The organism is Burkholderia sp. AU15512 (assembly GCF_002223325.1).
In the GTDB taxonomy this organism is placed as follows: domain Bacteria; phylum Pseudomonadota; class Gammaproteobacteria; order Burkholderiales; family Burkholderiaceae; genus Burkholderia.
Genome location: NZ_NKEX01000003.1, coordinates 1,424,665 through 1,441,227, shown reverse-complemented (window position 1 = coordinate 1,441,227; position 16,563 = coordinate 1,424,665). Strand labels below are relative to the sequence as shown.

The window sequence follows — 16,563 nt, the reverse complement described above, 5'->3', positions numbered from 1 at the left end:
GCGGGGTGTACCGATGCGTTGGCCGCGGCCCGACACTGTCCCGGTACCCCGTTGAGTTCCGCCCCCGTTTCGATTCCTGCGTCGCCCGTCGTGCGCCCGTCGGCCTGCCCGGGGCTCGTGCGCGTGGTCGCGGCCGCCGACGGCGGGCTGTGCCGGATCAAGCTGCCGGGCGGCCGGCTCGATGCGCGCCACGCGCGTGCGATCGCCGCCGCCGCGCGCGCCTTCGGCTCCGGCACGATCGACGCGACCAATCGCGCGAATCTCCAGCTGCGCGGCATTCGCGACGGCGCGGCCGACGCGCTGACGCGTGCGTTGCTCGAAGCGGGTCTCGGCCCGCCCGTCGACGCCACCTCGAATGCAGACGCCGATGCGGCCGCGCTCGCCGCAAGCGACGACGTGCGCAACGTGATGCTCAGCCCGCTCGCCGGCCACGACCCTGCCGCGCTCGTCGACAGCCGCGCACTCGCCGCACCGCTCTTCGACATGCTGGCGCACGAGCCGCGCCGTGGCGAGCTGTCGCCGAAATTCTCGATCCAGCTCGACGGCGGCGAATCGGTTGCGGCGCTCGACCATCCGCACGACATCTGGCTGGCCGCCTGGCGCCGCAGCGATGGTGCGGTGCGCGTCGCGGCCGGGCTGGCCGGTTGTCCGCCGGTCGCGCACGATGACCCGCCCGCCGCGGTCGATGTCGCGCCCGATCAAGGTGTCGCGCTGGTCCGCGCGCTGCTGCTCGCGTTCCTCGATCTCGCACCGGCCGACGTCACGCGGATGCGCGCGCTGCTCGCAACATGCGGCGAACGCGCGCTGCTCGAACGCGCGCAGCACTACCTGCCCTTCCCGCTTGAAGCCGATCCGGCACTCGCCGGCTGGCGCCGCACGTGCACCGACCCGACGCTGCGTTTCGGCGTGCGCCCGTCGCTCGATGCGACGCGCTGCAACGTCGGCGCGCAATTCGTGCTCGGCCGGCTCGATGCCACCCAACTGGAACGGCTCGCGGCGCTGGCCGAAAGCGACGGCGACGGCACGCTGTCGATGACGCCATGGCAAGGCGTATTCCTGCATCGCGTATCGCGCGAACGCGCACCGGCCGCGCTCGATGCGCTCGCGTCGCTCGGCCTCGTCTGCGCGTCGTCCGATCCGCTGGCGACGCTCGTCGCGTGCACCGGCAGCGCGGGCTGCGCGAAGGCGCGCGCCGACACGAAGCACGATGCACGCGCGCTCGCCGCCCGCATCGGCCACGCAGTCGACGTGCACCTGACCGGCTGCGAGCGCCACTGCGCGCTGCCGCATCCCGCGACGCACACGCTCGTCGCGGTTGCGCCCGCGCACTACGACCTTTACCGGCGCGACGCCGCCGCGGGCCTCGGCGCCCCGCTCGCGCGCCATCTGACGATTGACCAGGCCGCGGCCCGACTGACGGGCGCGCGGCACAGCCAGGACACCACCGATGCTTGACTACATTCGCGACGGGCAGGAAATCTACCGCCAGTCGTTCGCGACGATCCGCGCCGAGGCCGACCTGTCGCAGGTTCCGCCCGACCTCGAGAAACTCGCGGTGCGCGTGATCCATGCGTGCGGGATGGTCGACGTCGTCTATGACCTGCGCTTCTCGGCCGGCGCCGGTACGGCGGGCCGCACGGCGCTCGCGGCCGGCGCGCCGATCCTGTGCGACGCGCGGATGGTCGCCGAAGGCATCACGCGTGCGCGGCTGCCTGCCGACAACCGCGTGATCTGCACGCTCGGCGAGCCCGAGGTGCCCGATCTCGCGCGCCATCTCGGCAACACGCGTTCGGCCGCCGCGCTCGAGCTGTGGCGCCCGCATCTCGCGGGCAGCGTTGTCGTGATCGGCAATGCGCCGACCGCGCTGTTCCATCTGCTCGACATGATCGACGCCGGTGCGCCGCGCCCCGCGCTGATCCTCGGTTTCCCGGTCGGCTTCATCGGCGCGGCCGAATCGAAGGCGCTGCTCGATGCCGACAGCCGCGGCGTGCCGTACGTCGCCCTGCTCGGCCGGCGCGGTGGCAGCGCGATGGCGGCGGCGGCGGTCAACGCACTCGCGACGGAGGTCGAATGACGACCGCGCGCGGACGCCTGTTCGGGGTCGGCGTCGGCCCCGGCGATCCCGAACTGATGACGATCAAGGCGCTGCGCGTGCTGCAGGCCGCGCCCGTGGTCGCGTATTTCGTCGCGAAGGGCAAGAAAGGCAATGCGTACGGCATCGTCGAAGCGCACCTGCAGGACGCGCAGACGCAGCTGCCGCTCGTCTATCCGGTGACGACCGAGGCCTTGCCGCCGCCGCTGTGCTACGAGACGGTGATCGCCGACTTCTACGACACGGCCGCCGAGATCGTTGCCGCGCACCTCGACGCGGGGCGCGACGTCGCGGTGATCTGCGAAGGCGATCCGTTCTTCTACGGCTCGTACATGTACCTGCACGACCGCCTCGCGCCGCGCTACGACACCGAGGTGATCCCCGGCGTGTGTTCAATGCTTGGGGGCACCGCGGTGCTCGGCCAGCCGCTCGTCTATCGCAACCAGAGCCTGTCGGTGCTGTCGGGTGTACTGCCCGAGCCCGAACTGCGCGAGCGGCTCGCGCGGGCCGACGCGGCCGTCGTGATGAAGCTCGGCCGCAATTTCGACAAGGTGCGGCGCGTGCTCGACGCGCTGGGGCTCGCGAAGCGCGCGCTGTATGTCGAGCGCGCGACGATGGCGAGCCAGCGCATCGTGCCGCTCGACGAAGTCGACCCGATGGCGTCGCCGTATTTCTCGCTGCTCGTCGTGCCGGGGGAAAAATGGCAAGGATGACGACTCCGCCCGCGATCGTGATTCTCGGCGCGGGCGCGCTCGAAACCGCGCGGCGCATCCAGGCGCGTTATCCGGGTGCGCGCGTGCATGGCCTCGCATCGCGCGTCGCGGCCGATGTGCCGTTCGACGATCTCGGCGCACATCTGCGTGAACTCTATGCGCGCGGACTGCCGATCGTCGCGCTGTGCGCGGCCGGCATCGTGATCCGCTGCATCGCCGCCGCGCTCGCCGACAAGGGCGTCGAGCCGCCCGTGCTCGCGGTGGCGGAAGACGGCTCGGCGGTCGTGCCGCTGCTCGGCGGGCTGACGGGCGTCAACGTGATCGCGCGGGAAATCGCCGCATGCGTCGGCGTTGCGCCGGCGATCACGACGAGCGGCGAACTGCGTTTCGGCGCGTGCGTGCTCAATCCGCCGGAAGGCTATGCACTCGCGGATCTCGGCCAGGGCAAGCGCTTCGTGTCCGATCTGCTCGCGGGCGCGTCAACGCGCATCGACGGCGCGGCGCCGTGGCTCGACGATGTCGCGCTGCCGCGCGACGAAGCCGCCGCGCATGCGATCCGCGTGACCCCAGAGGCATGGCGCGGCGCGCGCGACGAACTCGTGATTCATCCGCGCAGCGTGGTGATCGGCGTCGATGCGCAGGCTATCCACGCGGATGAAGCGCTTGCCGCACGCATCGATGCTGCACTCGATTCGCAAGGTCTCGCACGGCTGGCGCTTGCCGCGATCGTTGCGCCCGCATCGGCAATCGGTGATGCCGTGCTGGAAGAAGCCGCGCACACGCTCGACGTGCCGCTGCGCTTCGTCGATGCCGATACCGATAAAGATGGCGACGCTGACGCGACAGATGATGCGGCCACCCTGCTCGGTCGCGCGTTGCGCGTCGCACACACGCTGCGTTCCACGACGAACGGCATCGCATGCGCGGTCGCGTCGCATCCGGTCGACCCCGCCACGCTCGGCCGTGCGCGTGGCCGCCTGACGGTGCTCGGCCTCGGCCCGGGCGGCGCCGCGTGGCTCACGCCGGCTGCGCGCGCCGCGCTCGCGGACGCGACCGACATCCTCGGCTACACGACCTACGTGAACATGGCCTGCCCGTTCCGCGACGACCAGCGCGTGCACGGCACCGACAATCGCGAAGAGATGCAGCGCGCCCGCCATGCGTTCGAACTCGCGGCCGAGGGCCGGCGCGTCGCGGTCGTGTCGTCGGGCGACCCGGGCGTGTTCGCGATGGCCGCGGCCGTGCTCGAAGCGCTCGACGAAGCGCGCGACCCGCATTGGGCCGCGGTCGACCTGCGCATTGAGCCCGGCATCTCGGCGTCGCTCGCGACGGCCGCGCAGGCCGGTGCGCCGCTTGGCCACGACTTCTGCGCGATCTCGCTGTCGGACAACCTGAAGCCGTGGGACGTGATCGAGACGCGCCTGCGGCACGCGGCGCAGGCCGATCTGGTGATGGCGTTCTACAACCCGATCTCGCGTGCACGGCCGTGGCAGCTCGATCGTGCGCTCGATGCCGTGCGCGCGCACCGCAGCGCCGAGACGGTGGTCGTGCTCGGCCGCGATATCGGCCGGCCGGGCGCCACGCTCACGACGACGACGCTCGGCGCGCTGCGCAGCGACCAGGTCGACATGCGCACGATGGTGATCGTCGGCTCGTCGACGACGCGGTGCTTCGCGATCGGCAACGCACGCGAGTGGGTCTATACGCCGCGCTGGTATCGCTGAACCCGGTCAGCGCGTTGGCCTGACGCCGCGTGCGTCGGCCTGCGCGGTGCCGGCTGTGCCGTCGGCATGCCAGAACCGGTACACGAGTACGCCGACGATCGCCTGCGCCGCGACCACGAACGCGACGCAGCCGGCCCATCCCCACCGATGCCAGCCGGGCACCGGCAGGATCGAACCGAGGCTGCCGCCGAAGTAATAGCTGGACAGATAGATGCCGATCGCCGTCGAGCGCGCGCTCGACGCCGCCTGCGAGATGAACGTGTTGGCCGACGCCTGTTCGACGAACACGGCGGTCGAGCTGAGCGCGAGGCCGGCCAGGATCACCGGCACGTGGTCGGACAGCGTGAGCAGCGCCCCGCCGATCGCGAGCGCGGCCGCGGCAAGCCCCGGCGCGCGCGGGCCGCGATGCCGCGCGAGGCGTCCTGCCAGCGGGGTCACGACCACCGCCACCAGAAACACCGCGTAGATCGCGCCGATCCCGACCGTGCCGAAATTGAATGGCGCGCGGGCCAGGCGCAGGCCGACGAACGTGAACGTCGCGACCTGCGACGCGAGCACGCATGCGCCGATCGCGAACGATGCAAGCAGCGGGCCGCGCGTGACGATGCGCCAGGACGGCCCCGCGCCGCTATCCGCAACGTGCTCGACGCGCCGCGCGATCGCGCCGGACGCCGGCAGGCTCGCGTAGATCGCGACGCCCGTGACGAGGCACAGTGCCGCGACGACGTCGAGCGCATGCCGCCAGCCCCAGATCGACGTCATCAGGTTGGTCGCGAAGCGGCCGGCGAAACCGCCTAGCGTCGTGCCGGCGACGAACAGTGCGCTGATCTCGGCGGAGGTGCCGCGATCGAAGCGCTCGGCGATATAGGCGATCGACAGCGCGAAAATGAAGGGCATGACGAGACCGGCTGCAAAGCGCGCGCCGAGGAACGACGTGAAACCGCCCGCATGCGCGGACCACACGACCGGCAGCGCGACGGCCACCGCCGCGAGCGAGATTGCGACGCGCCGCTCGATGCGCGCGGCCAGCACGCCGACGAACGGCGCGATAATGGCGACGGCCGTCGTGGTGGCGCTCACGCCCTGCCCCGCGCGCTCCGCGCTGACACCGAAGGTGGCCGCGAGTTCGTGCAGGATGCCCTGCGTCGAATACAGATTGAGAAACGCGGCGAAGCCGCAGAGAAAGAACGCGATGCGCGTGGTCCTGTCGTTCATCGGAGCGGCCCGGTCGTCGATACCGACAGTCTGACGAGCGCGCCGCGTGCACGCCAATACCGTTTTCATCGCGATTGATACCGGAACGACAACAATGCTCGACCTGCGCCGCCTCCGCTATTTCGTGGTCGTCGCCGACGAACTGCACTTCGGCCGCGCGGCGTTGCGCCTGCGGGTCGCGCAGCCGCCGCTGACGCGCCATATCGCCGCACTCGAAAGCGAGCTCGGCGTCCGGCTGTTCGAGCGTTCGACGCGCGCGGTGCGGCTGACGCCGGAAGGTGCCGCGTTCCTCGACCATGCGCGCCACGTCGTCAGCGCGGCCGCGGAGGCCGAGGCGAGCGCACGCAAGATCGCGCAGGGCATCGCCGGGCGGATCGTGATCGGCTATGCGAGTTCGATTCCGATGTCCGACACGTTCCCGGACGTGATCCGCGTCGCGAGCCGGACGATGCCCGACGTCGAGCTGGCGTTCCGCGAGGCGGCGACCGCGAGCCAGCGCCAGCAGATCGCGGACGGCACGATGGACATCGGTTTCGGCTGGGCGTGGCACGGTGCGCCCGGCGTGCCGGTGGCATCGCTCGTCGTGTCGCGCGAACCGCTCGTCGCGGCCGTGCCGGCCGGCGATCCGCTCGCGAGCCGTGCGAGCGTCGACGTCGCGGCGCTTGCGCACGCAACCTTCGTCACCTTTCCGCCCGGTTACGGCTCGGCATTGACCGCGGCACTGGACGACCTGTGCGCGCAAGCCGGATTCACGCCGCGGATCGGCGCGACCGCCGCACAGATCACGACGCTCGTGTCGCTGGTGGCCGCCGAGCGCGGCATCGCGATCGTGCCGGGTTTCACGGCCACGCTGCAGCGTCCGGGCGTCGTCTACGTGCCGCTCGCCGGCACGCGCGCGGTCGAGCAGATCGTGTCGTGGAACGAGCCGTTCGCGTCGGCGTGCGTCGAGCGCTTCGTCGCACTGGCGCGCTCGCTCGTCCAGCCGCCATCGGCTTGAAGCGCGACGAGCGACACGCGTCGGGCCTCACCCGGTCGATCGGAAAAATCACCCGCGTCACGCATGCCGGAACTGTGTCGAATCGGCAAGATCGTTACGTATCGGGAATCAAATAACAAAAAGAACTCCTGACTATTCACTATTCGACGCGAATCCTCCAAGATGAGCACGCCGCCGGCCGGGCATGCCCGGTCGCCCGACCGGCGGCGATACGCGGGCCAGCGTATCCCTCTTCCACTTGGAGAACACAATGCACAACAATGTGTTGCCGCGTTTCATCCCGCGCGCGCTTGCAGCGGGTTGCCTGCTTGCCGTGGCGAGCGTGTCCCAGGGCGCCGGCGTCTATGCGCCCTATGTCGACGTGACGCTCTACCCGACGCCGCTCGTCGACCAGATCGGCGTCCGGCAAGGCATCCAGCAGTTCACGCTCGCGTTCGTGGTCGCGGGCAACGGTTGTATACCGTCATGGGGCGGCGTACAGCCGATCGGCAACGGCGCGAGCGGCGGCTTGCTGACCGCGCTGTCGACGTCGATCGCGAGCTATCGCGCGAAAGGCGGCGAAGTCGCCGTGTCGTTCGGCGGTGCGAACGGCACGCCGCTGATGCAGGCCTGCACGACGGTCCCCGCGCTGGCGAGCGCGTATCAGACCGTAATCGACACGTACGGCCTCACGCACCTCGACTTCGACATCGAAGGTGCGTCGCAAACGGACACGGCCGCGGTCGCGCGCAACTTCCAGGCGGTCACGCAACTGCAGGCGAGCTATGCGGCGAAAGGCAAGCCGCTGCACGTCACGCTGACGCTGCCGACGATGCCGACCGGGCTCACGCAGGACGGCCTGAACGTCGTCAACGCGGCGATCTCGAACAAGACCGCGTTCGATGCGGTGAACGTGATGGCGATGGACTACGGCCCCGCGAACCTCGACATGGGCGCGGCCGCGATCAGTGCCGCGCAGGCGCTCTATTCGCAACTCGATACGGCGTTCAAGTCGGCCGGCCAGCCGAAGACGAATGCGCAGCTCTGGCAGATGGTCGGCGTCACGCCGATGATCGGCGTGAACGACGTGCAAGGCGAAACCTTCACGCTCGCGAATGCGCAAAGCGTGCTGAACGCGGCGGTCAGCAACGGCTACGGCTTCTTCGGCAACTGGTCGGTCGGCCGCGATCAGGCGTGCCCGTCGGGCGGCACGTATGCGTCGCCGACCTGCTCGGGCGTCGCGCAGCAGCCGTACGCGTTCGCGACGATCTTCAAGCGGCTCGACGGCAAGTGGGGCACGGGCGTCACGCAGGATCCGAACTACGGCGGCGGCTCGGACGGCGGCACGCCGCAGCCGGGCGCGCCCTGGGCGGCCGGCCAGGTCTATACGGCCGGCGCGACGGTCACCTACCAGGGCACGACGTACCAGGCGCAATGGTGGACGCAGGGCGACGTGCCCGGCCAGGCCGCCGTGTGGAAGGCGGTTGGCGGCGGCACCGCCACGTGGTCGGCCACCACCGCGTATTCGGGCGGTACCTGCGTGATGTACCAGGGCGCGAAATACTGCGCGAAATGGTGGACGCAAGGCGACAACCCGAGTGCGGGCGGCGTGTGGGTGAAGTCGTGATGCGGCGTAGCGGCCGGCGCTAGGCGCGCGGCCTGCGCATCCGGGGCCGTTCACGGCGACCGCTACGGGATCGCCGGCGGACGGCCCCTTGGGCGGCCGCGCCCTGCCCGCTTTCAGCCGCGCGCGTGCTCGGCCAGCAGCGTGGCCTTCGCGTCGACGAGCAGCGCCGCATGCGTGTCGCGATGCTGGCGAATCCGCTCGGTCGGCCCGACCACCGACAGCCCGTACCAGTCGCCGTCGAGCGTCAACGCAACCGCAATGGCCGACAGCTCGGGCGCGCTCTCGCCGAAGTTCTCGGCCCAGCCGAGTTCGCGAAACCGCGTGGTTTGCGCGACGAGCGCGGGTAGATCCGCCACCGTCGCATCGGTGAAGCGCTCGAACGGCAGCTGCGCGCCGAGCGCCTGCTGCGCGTCGCCGGCCAGTTCCGCGAAGATCGCCTTGCCGATCGAGTTCGCGTGCAGCGGGCGCAGTTCGCCCGGCGCGCGCGTATAGCGGATCGCCTGCTCCGACTCGACGACGTCGAGATACGTGACCGACACACCCTGGATCTTGCCGAGCACGGCCGTCTCGCGGCTCGCGTCGCGCAGCGCGACGAGATGCGGATGGACGATGTCGACGACCGGGTCGGTTGCGTCGATCGCGGCGGCGAGCGTCTGCAGGCGGCGCGTCGGGTAGTAGCCGCCGCGCTTGCGCACTTCGTACAGGTAACCGCGGCTCACGAGCGTGCGCGCCATCGCGAGGCAGCTCGACGCCGGCACATTGAGCAGGCGCGCGAGTTCGGTGAGCGGCAGCGGCCGCCGTTCGGCGGCGAACAGCTCGAACAGGTCGAGCGTGCGGGCAACGAGTTTGACGTCCATGACGAGTGCTTGAATCGGAACGGGACACCGCGCACCGGGCCGGCTGCCGGGTCGGACCGGTCAGTACGACTTCGGCAGCCCGAGCACCTTCTCCGCGATGTAGCACAGGATCAGTTGCGGACTCACGGGCGCGAGCCTCGGAATCATACACTCGCGCAGGTAGCGCTCGACATGGTATTCCTTCGCGTAGCCCATCCCGCCGTGCGTCGCGACCGCCGTCTGGCAGGCCTGGAACGCGGCTTCCGCGCCGAGGTACTTCGCGGCGTTGGCCTCCGCGCCGCACGACTGCCCCGCGTCGTAGCGCGTCGCGGCCTTCATCACCATCAGCCACGCGGCCTCGAGCTGCATCCACGCCTGCGCGAGCGGATGCTGGATCGACTGGTTCTGGCCGATCGGCCGGCCGAACACGACGCGCTCGCACGCGTACTGCGTCGCGCGGCGCAGCGCGGCCTGCCCGAGCCCGATCGCCTCCGCGGCGATCAGGATCCGCTCGGGATTCAGCCCGTGCAGCAGGTAGCGGAAGCCGTCGCCTTCGTTGCCGATCAGATCGCCTTCCGGCACGCGCAGGTTGTCGATGAACAGCATGTTCGAATCGACCGCCTTGCGGCCCATCTTCTCGATCTCGCGCACCTCGACGCGCGAGCGGTCGAGGTCGGTATAGAACAGGCTCAGCCCGTCGGTCGGCTTCGCGACCTGGTCGAGCGGCGTCGTGCGCGCGATGATCAGCATCTTGTTCGCGACCTGCGCGGTCGAGATCCAGATCTTGCGCCCGCTCAGCACGTAGTGGGCGCCGTCGCGGCGCGCCTGCGTGCTCAGGTGCGTGGTGTCGAGGCCCGCATCGGGTTCCGTCACCGCGAAGCACGCCTTATCGCGCCCGGCGATCAGCGGCGGCAGGAAGCGCGCCTTTTGCGCGTCGGTGCCGAACACCTGCACCGGGTTCAGCCCGAAGATGTTCATGTGGACGGCCGACGCGCCGGACAGGCCGGCGCCCGAGGCGCTGATCGTGCGCATCATCAGCGCGGCCTCGGTCATCCCGAGCCCGGCACCGCCATGGGCCGGGTCCATCGCGATGCCGAGCCAGCCGGCCTCGGCGAGCGCCGCGTGGAAGTCGGCCGGAAACCCGCCCGCGCGGTCGCGTTCGAGCCAGTAGTCGTCGCCGAAGCGTGCGCAGATTTTCTCGATCGCGCTTTCGATCGCGCGCTGGTCATCGGTCAGGTCGAACTGCATGGCATGCACTCCTGGAAAAGGCCAAGCGGCTTCGCCGCTTTCAAGAAGGAAAACGCCCGGCGGCGTCGAGGCTTGCGCTCCGACGCGCGTCCCTTGCGGGATCGCCCTCGCGGAGCGCAAGCACGAAGCAGCAGGTCCCGGGCGCTCACAACGGAAACACGCCCACGATCACCGCGGCGAACACCATCAGCACGGTGGCGGCAAACAGGAACGGAATCGTGAATTTCTGGTGCTCGGCGAGCTCGACGCCGGTCAGGCCGACGATCAGGAACGTCGCGGGCGTGAGCGGGCTGACCGGAAAGCCCGTCGTCATCTGGCCGAGCAGTGCTGCCTGCGCCATCTGGATCGGCGGCACGCCGAGCAGCTTCGCGCTTTCCGCGAGCACCGGCAGCACGCCGAAGTAGAACGAATCGGGGTCGAACAGCAGGCTGAGCGGCATCGACAGCAGTCCGAGCACGAACGGCATGTGGCGCGCGTGCTCGACCGGCACGTGTGCGACGACCACGTCGGCCATCGCCTTCAGCATCCCGGTGCCGGACATGATGCCGGTGAACGCGCCGGCCGCGAGCAGCACGCTCGCCATCATCAGCGCGGCCTTGGCATGCGCGTCGATCCGCTCGCGCTGCGCCTGCACGTCCGGGTAATTGATCACGAGCGCGGCGACCGTGCCGAGCATGAACATCACCATCGGGTCGACGATGCCCGACACGAGCGTGACGAGCACGACGAGCGTCAGCCCGAGATTGATCCGGAAGCGCTCCGGCCGGCGCAATGCGCGCTCGTCGTCGGTCAGCGCCCGCGGCGCGATCGCGAGCGACGCCGCGCCGGCACGATCGAGCCCGAGCCGCTTCGCCTCGCGCACGCCGAGCACGTAGGAGGTGCCGAACACGAACACGAGCCCGACGATCTGCACCGGAATCATCGGCATGAAGATCGCGGAGCCGGGAATGTGCAGCGCCGCCGATGCGCGCAGCATCGGCCCGACCCACGGCAGGAAATTGACGCCGGCCGCCATCGACGCGACGCACGCGAGGATGCGGCGATCCATCCCGAGCCGCGTATAGAGCGGCATCATCGCGGGCAGCGTGACGAGAAACGTGACGGCGCCCGAGCCGTCGAGATGGATCAGCAGCGCGAGCAGCGCCGAGCCCATCACGATACGCGGCGGATGGCAGCCGATCACGCGCAGCACGCCCGCGATGATCGGATCGAGCATCCCGGCGTCGGTGAGGATTCCGAAAAAAAGAATCGCAAAAACGAACATCCCGGCGATCGGGCCGATGTTCTGCACGCCGTGCACGATGAACTTGCCGGTCGCGAGCCCGAACCCGGCCGCGAGCGACGCGGCCACCGGCACGACGATCAGCGCGACGAGCGGCGACAGCCGCTTCGTGATGATCAGGCCGAACAGCGCGACGATGGCGATCGCGCCGATCCATGCAAGCATGATGCGTCTCCTCTTCAGCCGGTGCGCGCGTCGTCGCCCGGCGTGGTATTCGAGTGGCCGTGCGGCGCCGTCGGGCGCGCGGCACGGCCGGCGGCCACGATGCGGGTCAGTCCCGGTGCGTGTCGTGGTCGTGGTCGTCAGCGTTGGCCGCGGCGTCGGCGAACACCTGTGCCGCGTGTTCGTTCAGCGCGGGCGGCGGCCGCCGGTACGTGGCCGGCGTGCGGCCGAGCTTGATCGGCGACGCGATGCCGCGATGCCGGCCCAGCTCGACCTTCATCCGCCGATGCGCGACATGCGGATGGTCGAGCGCCGCATCGAGCCCGAGCACCGGCGCGCACGGCACGCCGCGGCGCATCAGCTGCTCGGCGAGCGCCGCGCCGTCGTGTCCGGCCAGCGCCGTTTCGAGCAGCGTGCGCAGCGCGGCGCGGTTCGCGCTGCGCGCGCGGTTGTCCGCGAAACGCGGATCGTCGAGCCAGTCGCGCGTGCCGAGCACGTCGCACAAGCCCGCGAACTGCCCGTTGTTGCCGACCGCCAGAAAGATGTCGACGCTCGCCGTCGGAAAGCTGTCGTACGGTGTGATGTTCGGATGCGCGTTGCCGGTGCGCACCGGGGCATGCCCCGAATGGAAGAAGTTCGGCGTGTGCGGATGCAGGATCGACAGCGCGCAGTCGAACAGCGTCGATTCGACGAACTGGCCGCGGCCGCTCGCGTCGCGCTCGCGCAGCGCCATCAGCACGCCGAGCGCCGCGTTCAGCCCGGTGACGAGATCGACGATCGGTACGCCGACCCGCAGCGGCGCGCCACCGGCCTCGCCATTGACGCTCATCAGCCCCGCGAGCGCCTGCACGGCCGCGTCGTAGCCGGGCAGCCCGCCCAGCGGGCCGTCCGCGCCGAAGCCCGACACGCGGCAATGGACGAGGCGCGGAAACCGCGCATGCAGCGCGTCGAAGCCGAGCCCCCAGCGCTCCATCGTGCCGATCTTGAAGTTCTCGACGATCGCGTCCGCGTGGTCGAGCAGGCCGAGCAGCCGCTCGCGGTCGGCCGGTTGCGTCAGGTCGAGCGCGATCCCGAGCTTGTTGCGGTTCACGCCGAGGAAATACGACGCGGTATCGCCGTCGAACGGCGGGCCCCAGGTGCGCGTCTCGTCGCCGGACGGCGGTTCGACCTTGATCACCTCCGCGCCGTGGTCGGCCAGGATCTGCGTCGCATACGGGCCACCCAGCACCCGCGACAGATCGATGATGCGCAATCCCGCCAGCGCGCCCTGCTGCTCGTGTTCCGCCATGCGTCCCGCTCCTGGTTCCGGTTGATCGGACGGCCGGTCCCGACAGGCTCCGGCGCGTAGGCGCGAGCTTCCGGATTCGGCTAATAATTCTTGTATGTGAATTTATATTCACACTCAGGAAATTCGTTGTCAACCCCGGCGGCACCCTGAGGCGAAGCGAAAGACGCCGCCGTGCGCAAGTCGGGGCGACACCGAACACGGGCCGGTTGCGGTGGCATCCCGCCTTTCGTTAAGCTGGCGGGCAATCTTCATCTCAAAAAAATCGGACGGATCATTCATGAAACGGATGCTGCTGGCGGCCTTCATGCTGGCGTCGACGCTGGGCGTCGGACATGCGCAAACCCAGACGTTCCACTTCGGCGAAGGACAGACCGGGATGCCGGGTGGCGCGCCGCAGTCGGCGTCACCGACCGCACGGCCCGCGCCCGCGCGCCGGCACGTCACGCCGCCGCCGTCCCACCATCGGCGGGCCGTTCACAAGCGTCGCCAGTCGCGCCACGCGAAGCCCACGCGCAGCGGCATCTATACGCACGCGTGACCCGGCGTGGGTCCCGCGAAGGCGTGCATGGAACTGTCATGAACGGCCGCTAAGATCGGTGCGGCTGCCTCTACGCCGTGGTGGCGGCTGCCGGGTCACGTGCCGCCGACACGCATTTTCTCCACGATTCAGCACCTGTTTGACCGAACATGCGTACCGGGCTGGACACTCTCGCCGTCATCAAGGAACGCGCCACGATCGTGTGCCGTCAGCGCAGCAGCGTGCTGCTGGTCGCCCGCACCGCGTCGCGCTGGTCGCTGCCCGGCGGCACGATCCGGCGTGGCGAGACGCCGCTCGATGCCGCACTGCGGGAGCTTGCCGAGGAAACGCGGCTGGAGGGGCTCGCGCTCGACTACGCGGTGCAGTTCGGCGGGCTGACGAAGCTCCATCACGTGTTCGTGGTCGACGTGCCGGCGCACCTGACGCCGCGCGCGAGCAACGAGATCGCCCGCTGCAAGTGGTTTACCGTCGACCGGCTCGACACGCTGCGTGCGAGCGTGCCGACGCGCAAGATCATCGAGCTGCTGCGTCTCGACTGTTTCTCGGCGATCGCAAGCGGCCGGCTGCGCTGACGTCGATAGCGCTCGCGCCGGTCATGCGCGCAGCAACGGGCCGGCTTTGCGTTCGAGCAACGTGACAAGTTCCGGCTGCATGTAGGCGTACCGGTCGGGAATATCGAGGCACACGATCTTCTTGTCCCGCAGATGCGCACCGAATTGCGCTGCCAGCCGCGCCTTGTGCGCCCGCTCCATCACGAATACGACATCGGCCCAGTCGAGCTGCTCGGCGGACACGCGCGTGTCGGCATCGGGCGCGAGGCCCGCGGAGTCGGTTTCGACGCCCGGCCATGCGGCGAACACCGCTTCGGCCGTCGGGCTGCGCAGCCGGTTGCGGCTGCAGAGGAAAAGTGCCCGCGTCAAGTCGCTTCGCGGTTGCCTGGCGGCTGCCCGCTCAACCTTGCGGAATCGTGCCCGGCCGGACGTACGCGAGCATGTGCGGCACGTAGTCGGCCTTGCCGAGTTCGACGCCGTGGTGGCGCAGGATTGCGTAAGCGGCGATCGCGTGGAAGTAGAACTGCGGTAGCGCCCAGTCGCGCGCGTACTGCTCGCCCGTCATGTCGAACGCGATCCCGTTCGGCATCTCGAGCGCGATCGGCCGCGCGGCACCGCCATCGAGCGCATCCGGCGCGAGGTCGCCGAGAAACGTGAGCGTGCCGGCGACGATCGCCTGCGCATCGGCGAGCGTGCCGGGCTGCGCATCCGCATGCCATCCCGCCTCGCGTAATGCGAGCAGTGCGGCCGGCAGCGGTTCGCCGCGCAGCCGGTGGACGGGCTCCATCGCCTGGAAGCACGAGAAGCGCACCTGTGCCGCGAGCGGATACATGTCGGGCGCCAGCTTCAGCGACATCGCCGCGTCGGGCGCGTCGCCCGCGGCCTGGCGGTGTGCGGCAGCCTTGTCGAGCCACGCGGACTGCGCGCGCAGCATCTGGGAGAAGGTCGGAACGAGAAGTTGAGTCGGTGACACGCGTGCGCTCCTATGCTGTGTTGTGGTTTGCGCCACGATAGCAGCGTAGGGACAAACCTGCATCCTCGCAGGGGCGATGCGCGCGATTGATTGCGGATTCGGTGATATAGCGCATGGCGCGCAGGTGTCGCCCCGCGCAGGGCGATCACGACACGCGGCGGCCGCGACACCACCTCAAGGCTTGCCCTGTCGCGCCAGGAACCGGTCGAACTGCGCGGCAAACGCCTTGCCGTCGCGTGCGCTGAACGGCGCCGGCCCGCCCGTGTCGATGCCCGCGCTGCGCAACTGATCCATCATCGCGCGCGTCGACAGGCGTTCCTCGATGTTCTCGCGGCTGAACCAGTTGCCGCGCGGGTCGAGCGCATGCGCGCCCTTGTCGAGCACGGCGGCGGCCAGCGGAATGTCGGCGGTGATCACGAGGTCGCCCGCTTCCACCAGCTCGACGATGCGCGCATCGGCCACGTCGAAGCCGGCCGGCACCTGCACCGCCTTGATGAACGGCGACGGCGGCGTGCGCAGAAACTGGTTCGCGACCAGCGTCACGCAGATTTCGGCACGACGCGCGGCGCGAAACAGCATGTCCTTGATGACGGCGGGACACGCGTCGGCATCGACCAGTACTTGCATGGCGGTTTTTCCAATGGATTGAAGCAGAAGCGGCGATCATAGCGCACCGCCGGCCGGCCCTCAGCCGGCGCGGCCCGTGCTCAGCGCGTCGCCCGTCACCCACTGTGCGCCCCACGCCGCGGCCAGCCGCGCGCCCTGCCCGATCCGCACGGCCGCGTCGTCGAAGTCGACGAACACGACGTGATCGGCCGCCGCGGGTTTCGCGGGCGTCTCGCGCGTGCGGCCGTCGGACAGCACCCACAGCCAGCGCTGCTTGTCGGGCTCAAGCCGCGCCGCGCGTGCGAGCAATTGCGCGGCGGCCGCGATGCCGTCCGCGAGCGGCGTGCCGCCGCCGCCTTCGACCGGTTCGAGCCAGCGCGCATTCCACCAGCGCGGCACGGCCGGGCCGAAGCGCCGCACGGCGCCATGGCCGCCGAAACAGATCAGCGCGGTTTCGACACGGTCGCGCGCGGCCTGGTCGAAATACGCGACGATCAGCCCCTTCGCCAGTGCGAGCCGCTCGTGCGACAGCATCGACGCCGAGCAGTCGAGCACGAAGCAATGCAGTGCGTGCGGGGTGCCGGCGCGTTGGCGGAAGCGCAGATGGTCGTGCTGCAGCGGGCCGCCGCGCTTCGCGGCGAGCGTCGCCGGCCACGCCACGGCCGTGCCGGCGCGCACCGTGCCCGGCACGCGCGCGGCTGCGCCTGATTGCCATCGAGGACCGCGAACGGT

At 70.1% G+C, this 16,563-nt stretch carries 17 protein-coding genes; 8 read left to right on the top strand and 9 right to left on the bottom strand.

Annotated elements, in window-relative coordinates:
• The first annotated feature begins 90 nt into the window (after positions 1 to 90).
• The 4 genes from cobG to cobJ are packed head-to-tail and all read left to right on the top strand — an operon-like array spanning position 91 to position 4,529.
• Positions 91 to 1,455 (top strand): precorrin-3B synthase, encoded by a 1,365-nt coding sequence (gene cobG, locus CFB43_RS09290; RefSeq protein WP_306427108.1) that lies wholly within the window; start codon positions 91 to 93, stop codon positions 1,453 to 1,455.
• Positions 1,448 to 2,074, top strand: a complete 627-nt coding sequence (locus CFB43_RS09285; protein WP_046545711.1) for a precorrin-8X methylmutase — start codon at positions 1,448 to 1,450, stop codon at positions 2,072 to 2,074. Before cobG ends, CFB43_RS09285 begins: the two co-directional genes overlap by 8 nt.
• Positions 2,071 to 2,805 (top strand): precorrin-2 C(20)-methyltransferase, encoded by a 735-nt coding sequence (locus CFB43_RS09280; RefSeq protein WP_089494848.1) that lies wholly within the window; start codon positions 2,071 to 2,073, stop codon positions 2,803 to 2,805. Before CFB43_RS09285 ends, CFB43_RS09280 begins: the two co-directional genes overlap by 4 nt.
• Entirely contained in the window at positions 2,802 to 4,529 is a 1,728-nt protein-coding gene (cobJ, locus tag CFB43_RS09275) for a precorrin-3B C(17)-methyltransferase (RefSeq protein WP_089494847.1), read from the top strand. Before CFB43_RS09280 ends, cobJ begins: the two co-directional genes overlap by 4 nt.
• A gap of 6 nt (positions 4,530 to 4,535) precedes the next feature.
• On the opposite strand, the gene CFB43_RS09270 is transcribed toward cobJ, so the two are convergent.
• A complete protein-coding gene (locus CFB43_RS09270; RefSeq protein WP_089494846.1) occupies positions 4,536 to 5,744 on the bottom strand; it encodes an MFS transporter in 1,209 nt (402 codons plus the stop codon).
• Between the two features lie 94 nt (positions 5,745 to 5,838).
• Here CFB43_RS09270 and CFB43_RS09265 point away from each other — a divergent pair, with 94 nt between their 5' ends.
• Both CFB43_RS09265 and CFB43_RS09260 read left to right on the top strand, forming a co-directional pair.
• Positions 5,839 to 6,741, top strand: coding sequence for a LysR substrate-binding domain-containing protein (locus CFB43_RS09265; protein ID WP_089472778.1), 903 nt, complete (start codon positions 5,839 to 5,841; stop codon positions 6,739 to 6,741).
• A 250-nt stretch (positions 6,742 to 6,991) separates the two neighbouring features.
• A complete protein-coding gene (locus tag CFB43_RS09260; protein WP_089494845.1) occupies positions 6,992 to 8,347 on the top strand; it encodes a chitinase in 1,356 nt (451 codons plus the stop codon).
• Positions 8,348 to 8,460: 113 nt separating this feature from the next.
• Here the strand turns inward: CFB43_RS09260 and CFB43_RS09255 are convergent, their stop codons facing one another.
• The 4 genes from CFB43_RS09255 to CFB43_RS09240 form a co-directional block, all read right to left on the bottom strand.
• Positions 8,461 to 9,204, bottom strand: coding sequence for an IclR family transcriptional regulator (locus tag CFB43_RS09255; protein WP_089494844.1), 744 nt, complete (start codon positions 9,202 to 9,204; stop codon positions 8,461 to 8,463).
• A gap of 60 nt (positions 9,205 to 9,264) precedes the next feature.
• Positions 9,265 to 10,431 carry an acyl-CoA dehydrogenase family protein gene (locus CFB43_RS09250; RefSeq protein WP_089494843.1) on the bottom strand — a complete coding sequence of 389 codons (1,167 nt, stop codon included), beginning with the start codon at positions 10,429 to 10,431 and terminating at the stop codon, positions 9,265 to 9,267.
• A 145-nt stretch (positions 10,432 to 10,576) separates the two neighbouring features.
• Positions 10,577 to 11,878, bottom strand: coding sequence for a CitMHS family transporter (locus CFB43_RS09245; RefSeq protein WP_089494842.1), 1,302 nt, complete (start codon positions 11,876 to 11,878; stop codon positions 10,577 to 10,579).
• Between the two features lie 106 nt (positions 11,879 to 11,984).
• Positions 11,985 to 13,163 (bottom strand): CaiB/BaiF CoA transferase family protein, encoded by a 1,179-nt coding sequence (locus tag CFB43_RS09240; protein WP_089494841.1) that lies wholly within the window; start codon positions 13,161 to 13,163, stop codon positions 11,985 to 11,987.
• 277 nt (positions 13,164 to 13,440) lie between these two features.
• Here CFB43_RS09240 and CFB43_RS09235 point away from each other — a divergent pair, with 277 nt between their 5' ends.
• Both CFB43_RS09235 and CFB43_RS09230 read left to right on the top strand, forming a co-directional pair.
• The gene (locus CFB43_RS09235; RefSeq protein WP_089494840.1) at positions 13,441 to 13,701 is read left to right on the top strand and encodes a hypothetical protein; all 261 of its coding nucleotides are present in this window, start codon (positions 13,441 to 13,443) and stop codon (positions 13,699 to 13,701) included.
• 149 nt (positions 13,702 to 13,850) lie between these two features.
• Positions 13,851 to 14,273 carry an NUDIX hydrolase gene (locus CFB43_RS09230; protein ID WP_089494839.1) on the top strand — a complete coding sequence of 141 codons (423 nt, stop codon included), beginning with the start codon at positions 13,851 to 13,853 and terminating at the stop codon, positions 14,271 to 14,273.
• A gap of 21 nt (positions 14,274 to 14,294) precedes the next feature.
• Here the strand turns inward: CFB43_RS09230 and CFB43_RS09225 are convergent, their stop codons facing one another.
• The 4 genes from CFB43_RS09225 to CFB43_RS09210 all read right to left on the bottom strand — a co-directional run bounded on the left by CFB43_RS09225 (position 14,295) and on the right by CFB43_RS09210 (position 16,521).
• On the bottom strand, positions 14,295 to 14,621 hold the full coding sequence (locus CFB43_RS09225) for a low molecular weight protein tyrosine phosphatase family protein (protein WP_089431071.1): 327 nt from the start codon (positions 14,619 to 14,621) through the stop codon (positions 14,295 to 14,297).
• Between the two features lie 31 nt (positions 14,622 to 14,652).
• Positions 14,653 to 15,225, bottom strand: coding sequence for a DUF1993 domain-containing protein (locus tag CFB43_RS09220; RefSeq protein ID WP_089494838.1), 573 nt, complete (start codon positions 15,223 to 15,225; stop codon positions 14,653 to 14,655).
• A 174-nt stretch (positions 15,226 to 15,399) separates the two neighbouring features.
• Positions 15,400 to 15,852: a YaiI/YqxD family protein gene (locus CFB43_RS09215; protein ID WP_089425404.1), complete on the bottom strand. Its 453-nt coding sequence runs from the start codon at positions 15,850 to 15,852 to the stop codon at positions 15,400 to 15,402.
• A gap of 60 nt (positions 15,853 to 15,912) precedes the next feature.
• On the bottom strand, positions 15,913 to 16,521 hold the full coding sequence (locus tag CFB43_RS09210; protein ID WP_089494837.1) for a vWA domain-containing protein: 609 nt from the start codon (positions 16,519 to 16,521) through the stop codon (positions 15,913 to 15,915).
• Positions 16,522 to 16,563 lie beyond the last annotated feature (42 nt).

Coding starts and splice junctions, on each gene's coding strand:
- CFB43_RS09285 (WP_046545711.1), top strand. CDS start 1,448: ATGCTTGACTACATTCGCGACGGGCAGGAAATCTACCGCCAGTCGTTC.
- CFB43_RS09280 (WP_089494848.1), top strand. CDS start 2,071: ATGACGACCGCGCGCGGACGCCTGTTCGGGGTCGGCGTCGGCCCCGGC.
- cobJ (WP_089494847.1), top strand. CDS start 2,802: ATGACGACTCCGCCCGCGATCGTGATTCTCGGCGCGGGCGCGCTCGAA.
- CFB43_RS09270 (WP_089494846.1), bottom strand. CDS start 5,744: ATGAACGACAGGACCACGCGCATCGCGTTCTTTCTCTGCGGCTTCGCC.
- CFB43_RS09265 (WP_089472778.1), top strand. CDS start 5,839: ATGCTCGACCTGCGCCGCCTCCGCTATTTCGTGGTCGTCGCCGACGAA.
- CFB43_RS09260 (WP_089494845.1), top strand. CDS start 6,992: ATGCACAACAATGTGTTGCCGCGTTTCATCCCGCGCGCGCTTGCAGCG.
- CFB43_RS09255 (WP_089494844.1), bottom strand. CDS start 9,204: ATGGACGTCAAACTCGTTGCCCGCACGCTCGACCTGTTCGAGCTGTTC.
- CFB43_RS09250 (WP_089494843.1), bottom strand. CDS start 10,431: ATGCAGTTCGACCTGACCGATGACCAGCGCGCGATCGAAAGCGCGATC.
- CFB43_RS09245 (WP_089494842.1), bottom strand. CDS start 11,878: ATGCTTGCATGGATCGGCGCGATCGCCATCGTCGCGCTGTTCGGCCTG.
- CFB43_RS09240 (WP_089494841.1), bottom strand. CDS start 13,163: ATGGCGGAACACGAGCAGCAGGGCGCGCTGGCGGGATTGCGCATCATC.
- CFB43_RS09235 (WP_089494840.1), top strand. CDS start 13,441: ATGAAACGGATGCTGCTGGCGGCCTTCATGCTGGCGTCGACGCTGGGC.
- CFB43_RS09230 (WP_089494839.1), top strand. CDS start 13,851: ATGCGTACCGGGCTGGACACTCTCGCCGTCATCAAGGAACGCGCCACG.
- CFB43_RS09215 (WP_089425404.1), bottom strand. CDS start 15,852: ATGCAAGTACTGGTCGATGCCGACGCGTGTCCCGCCGTCATCAAGGAC.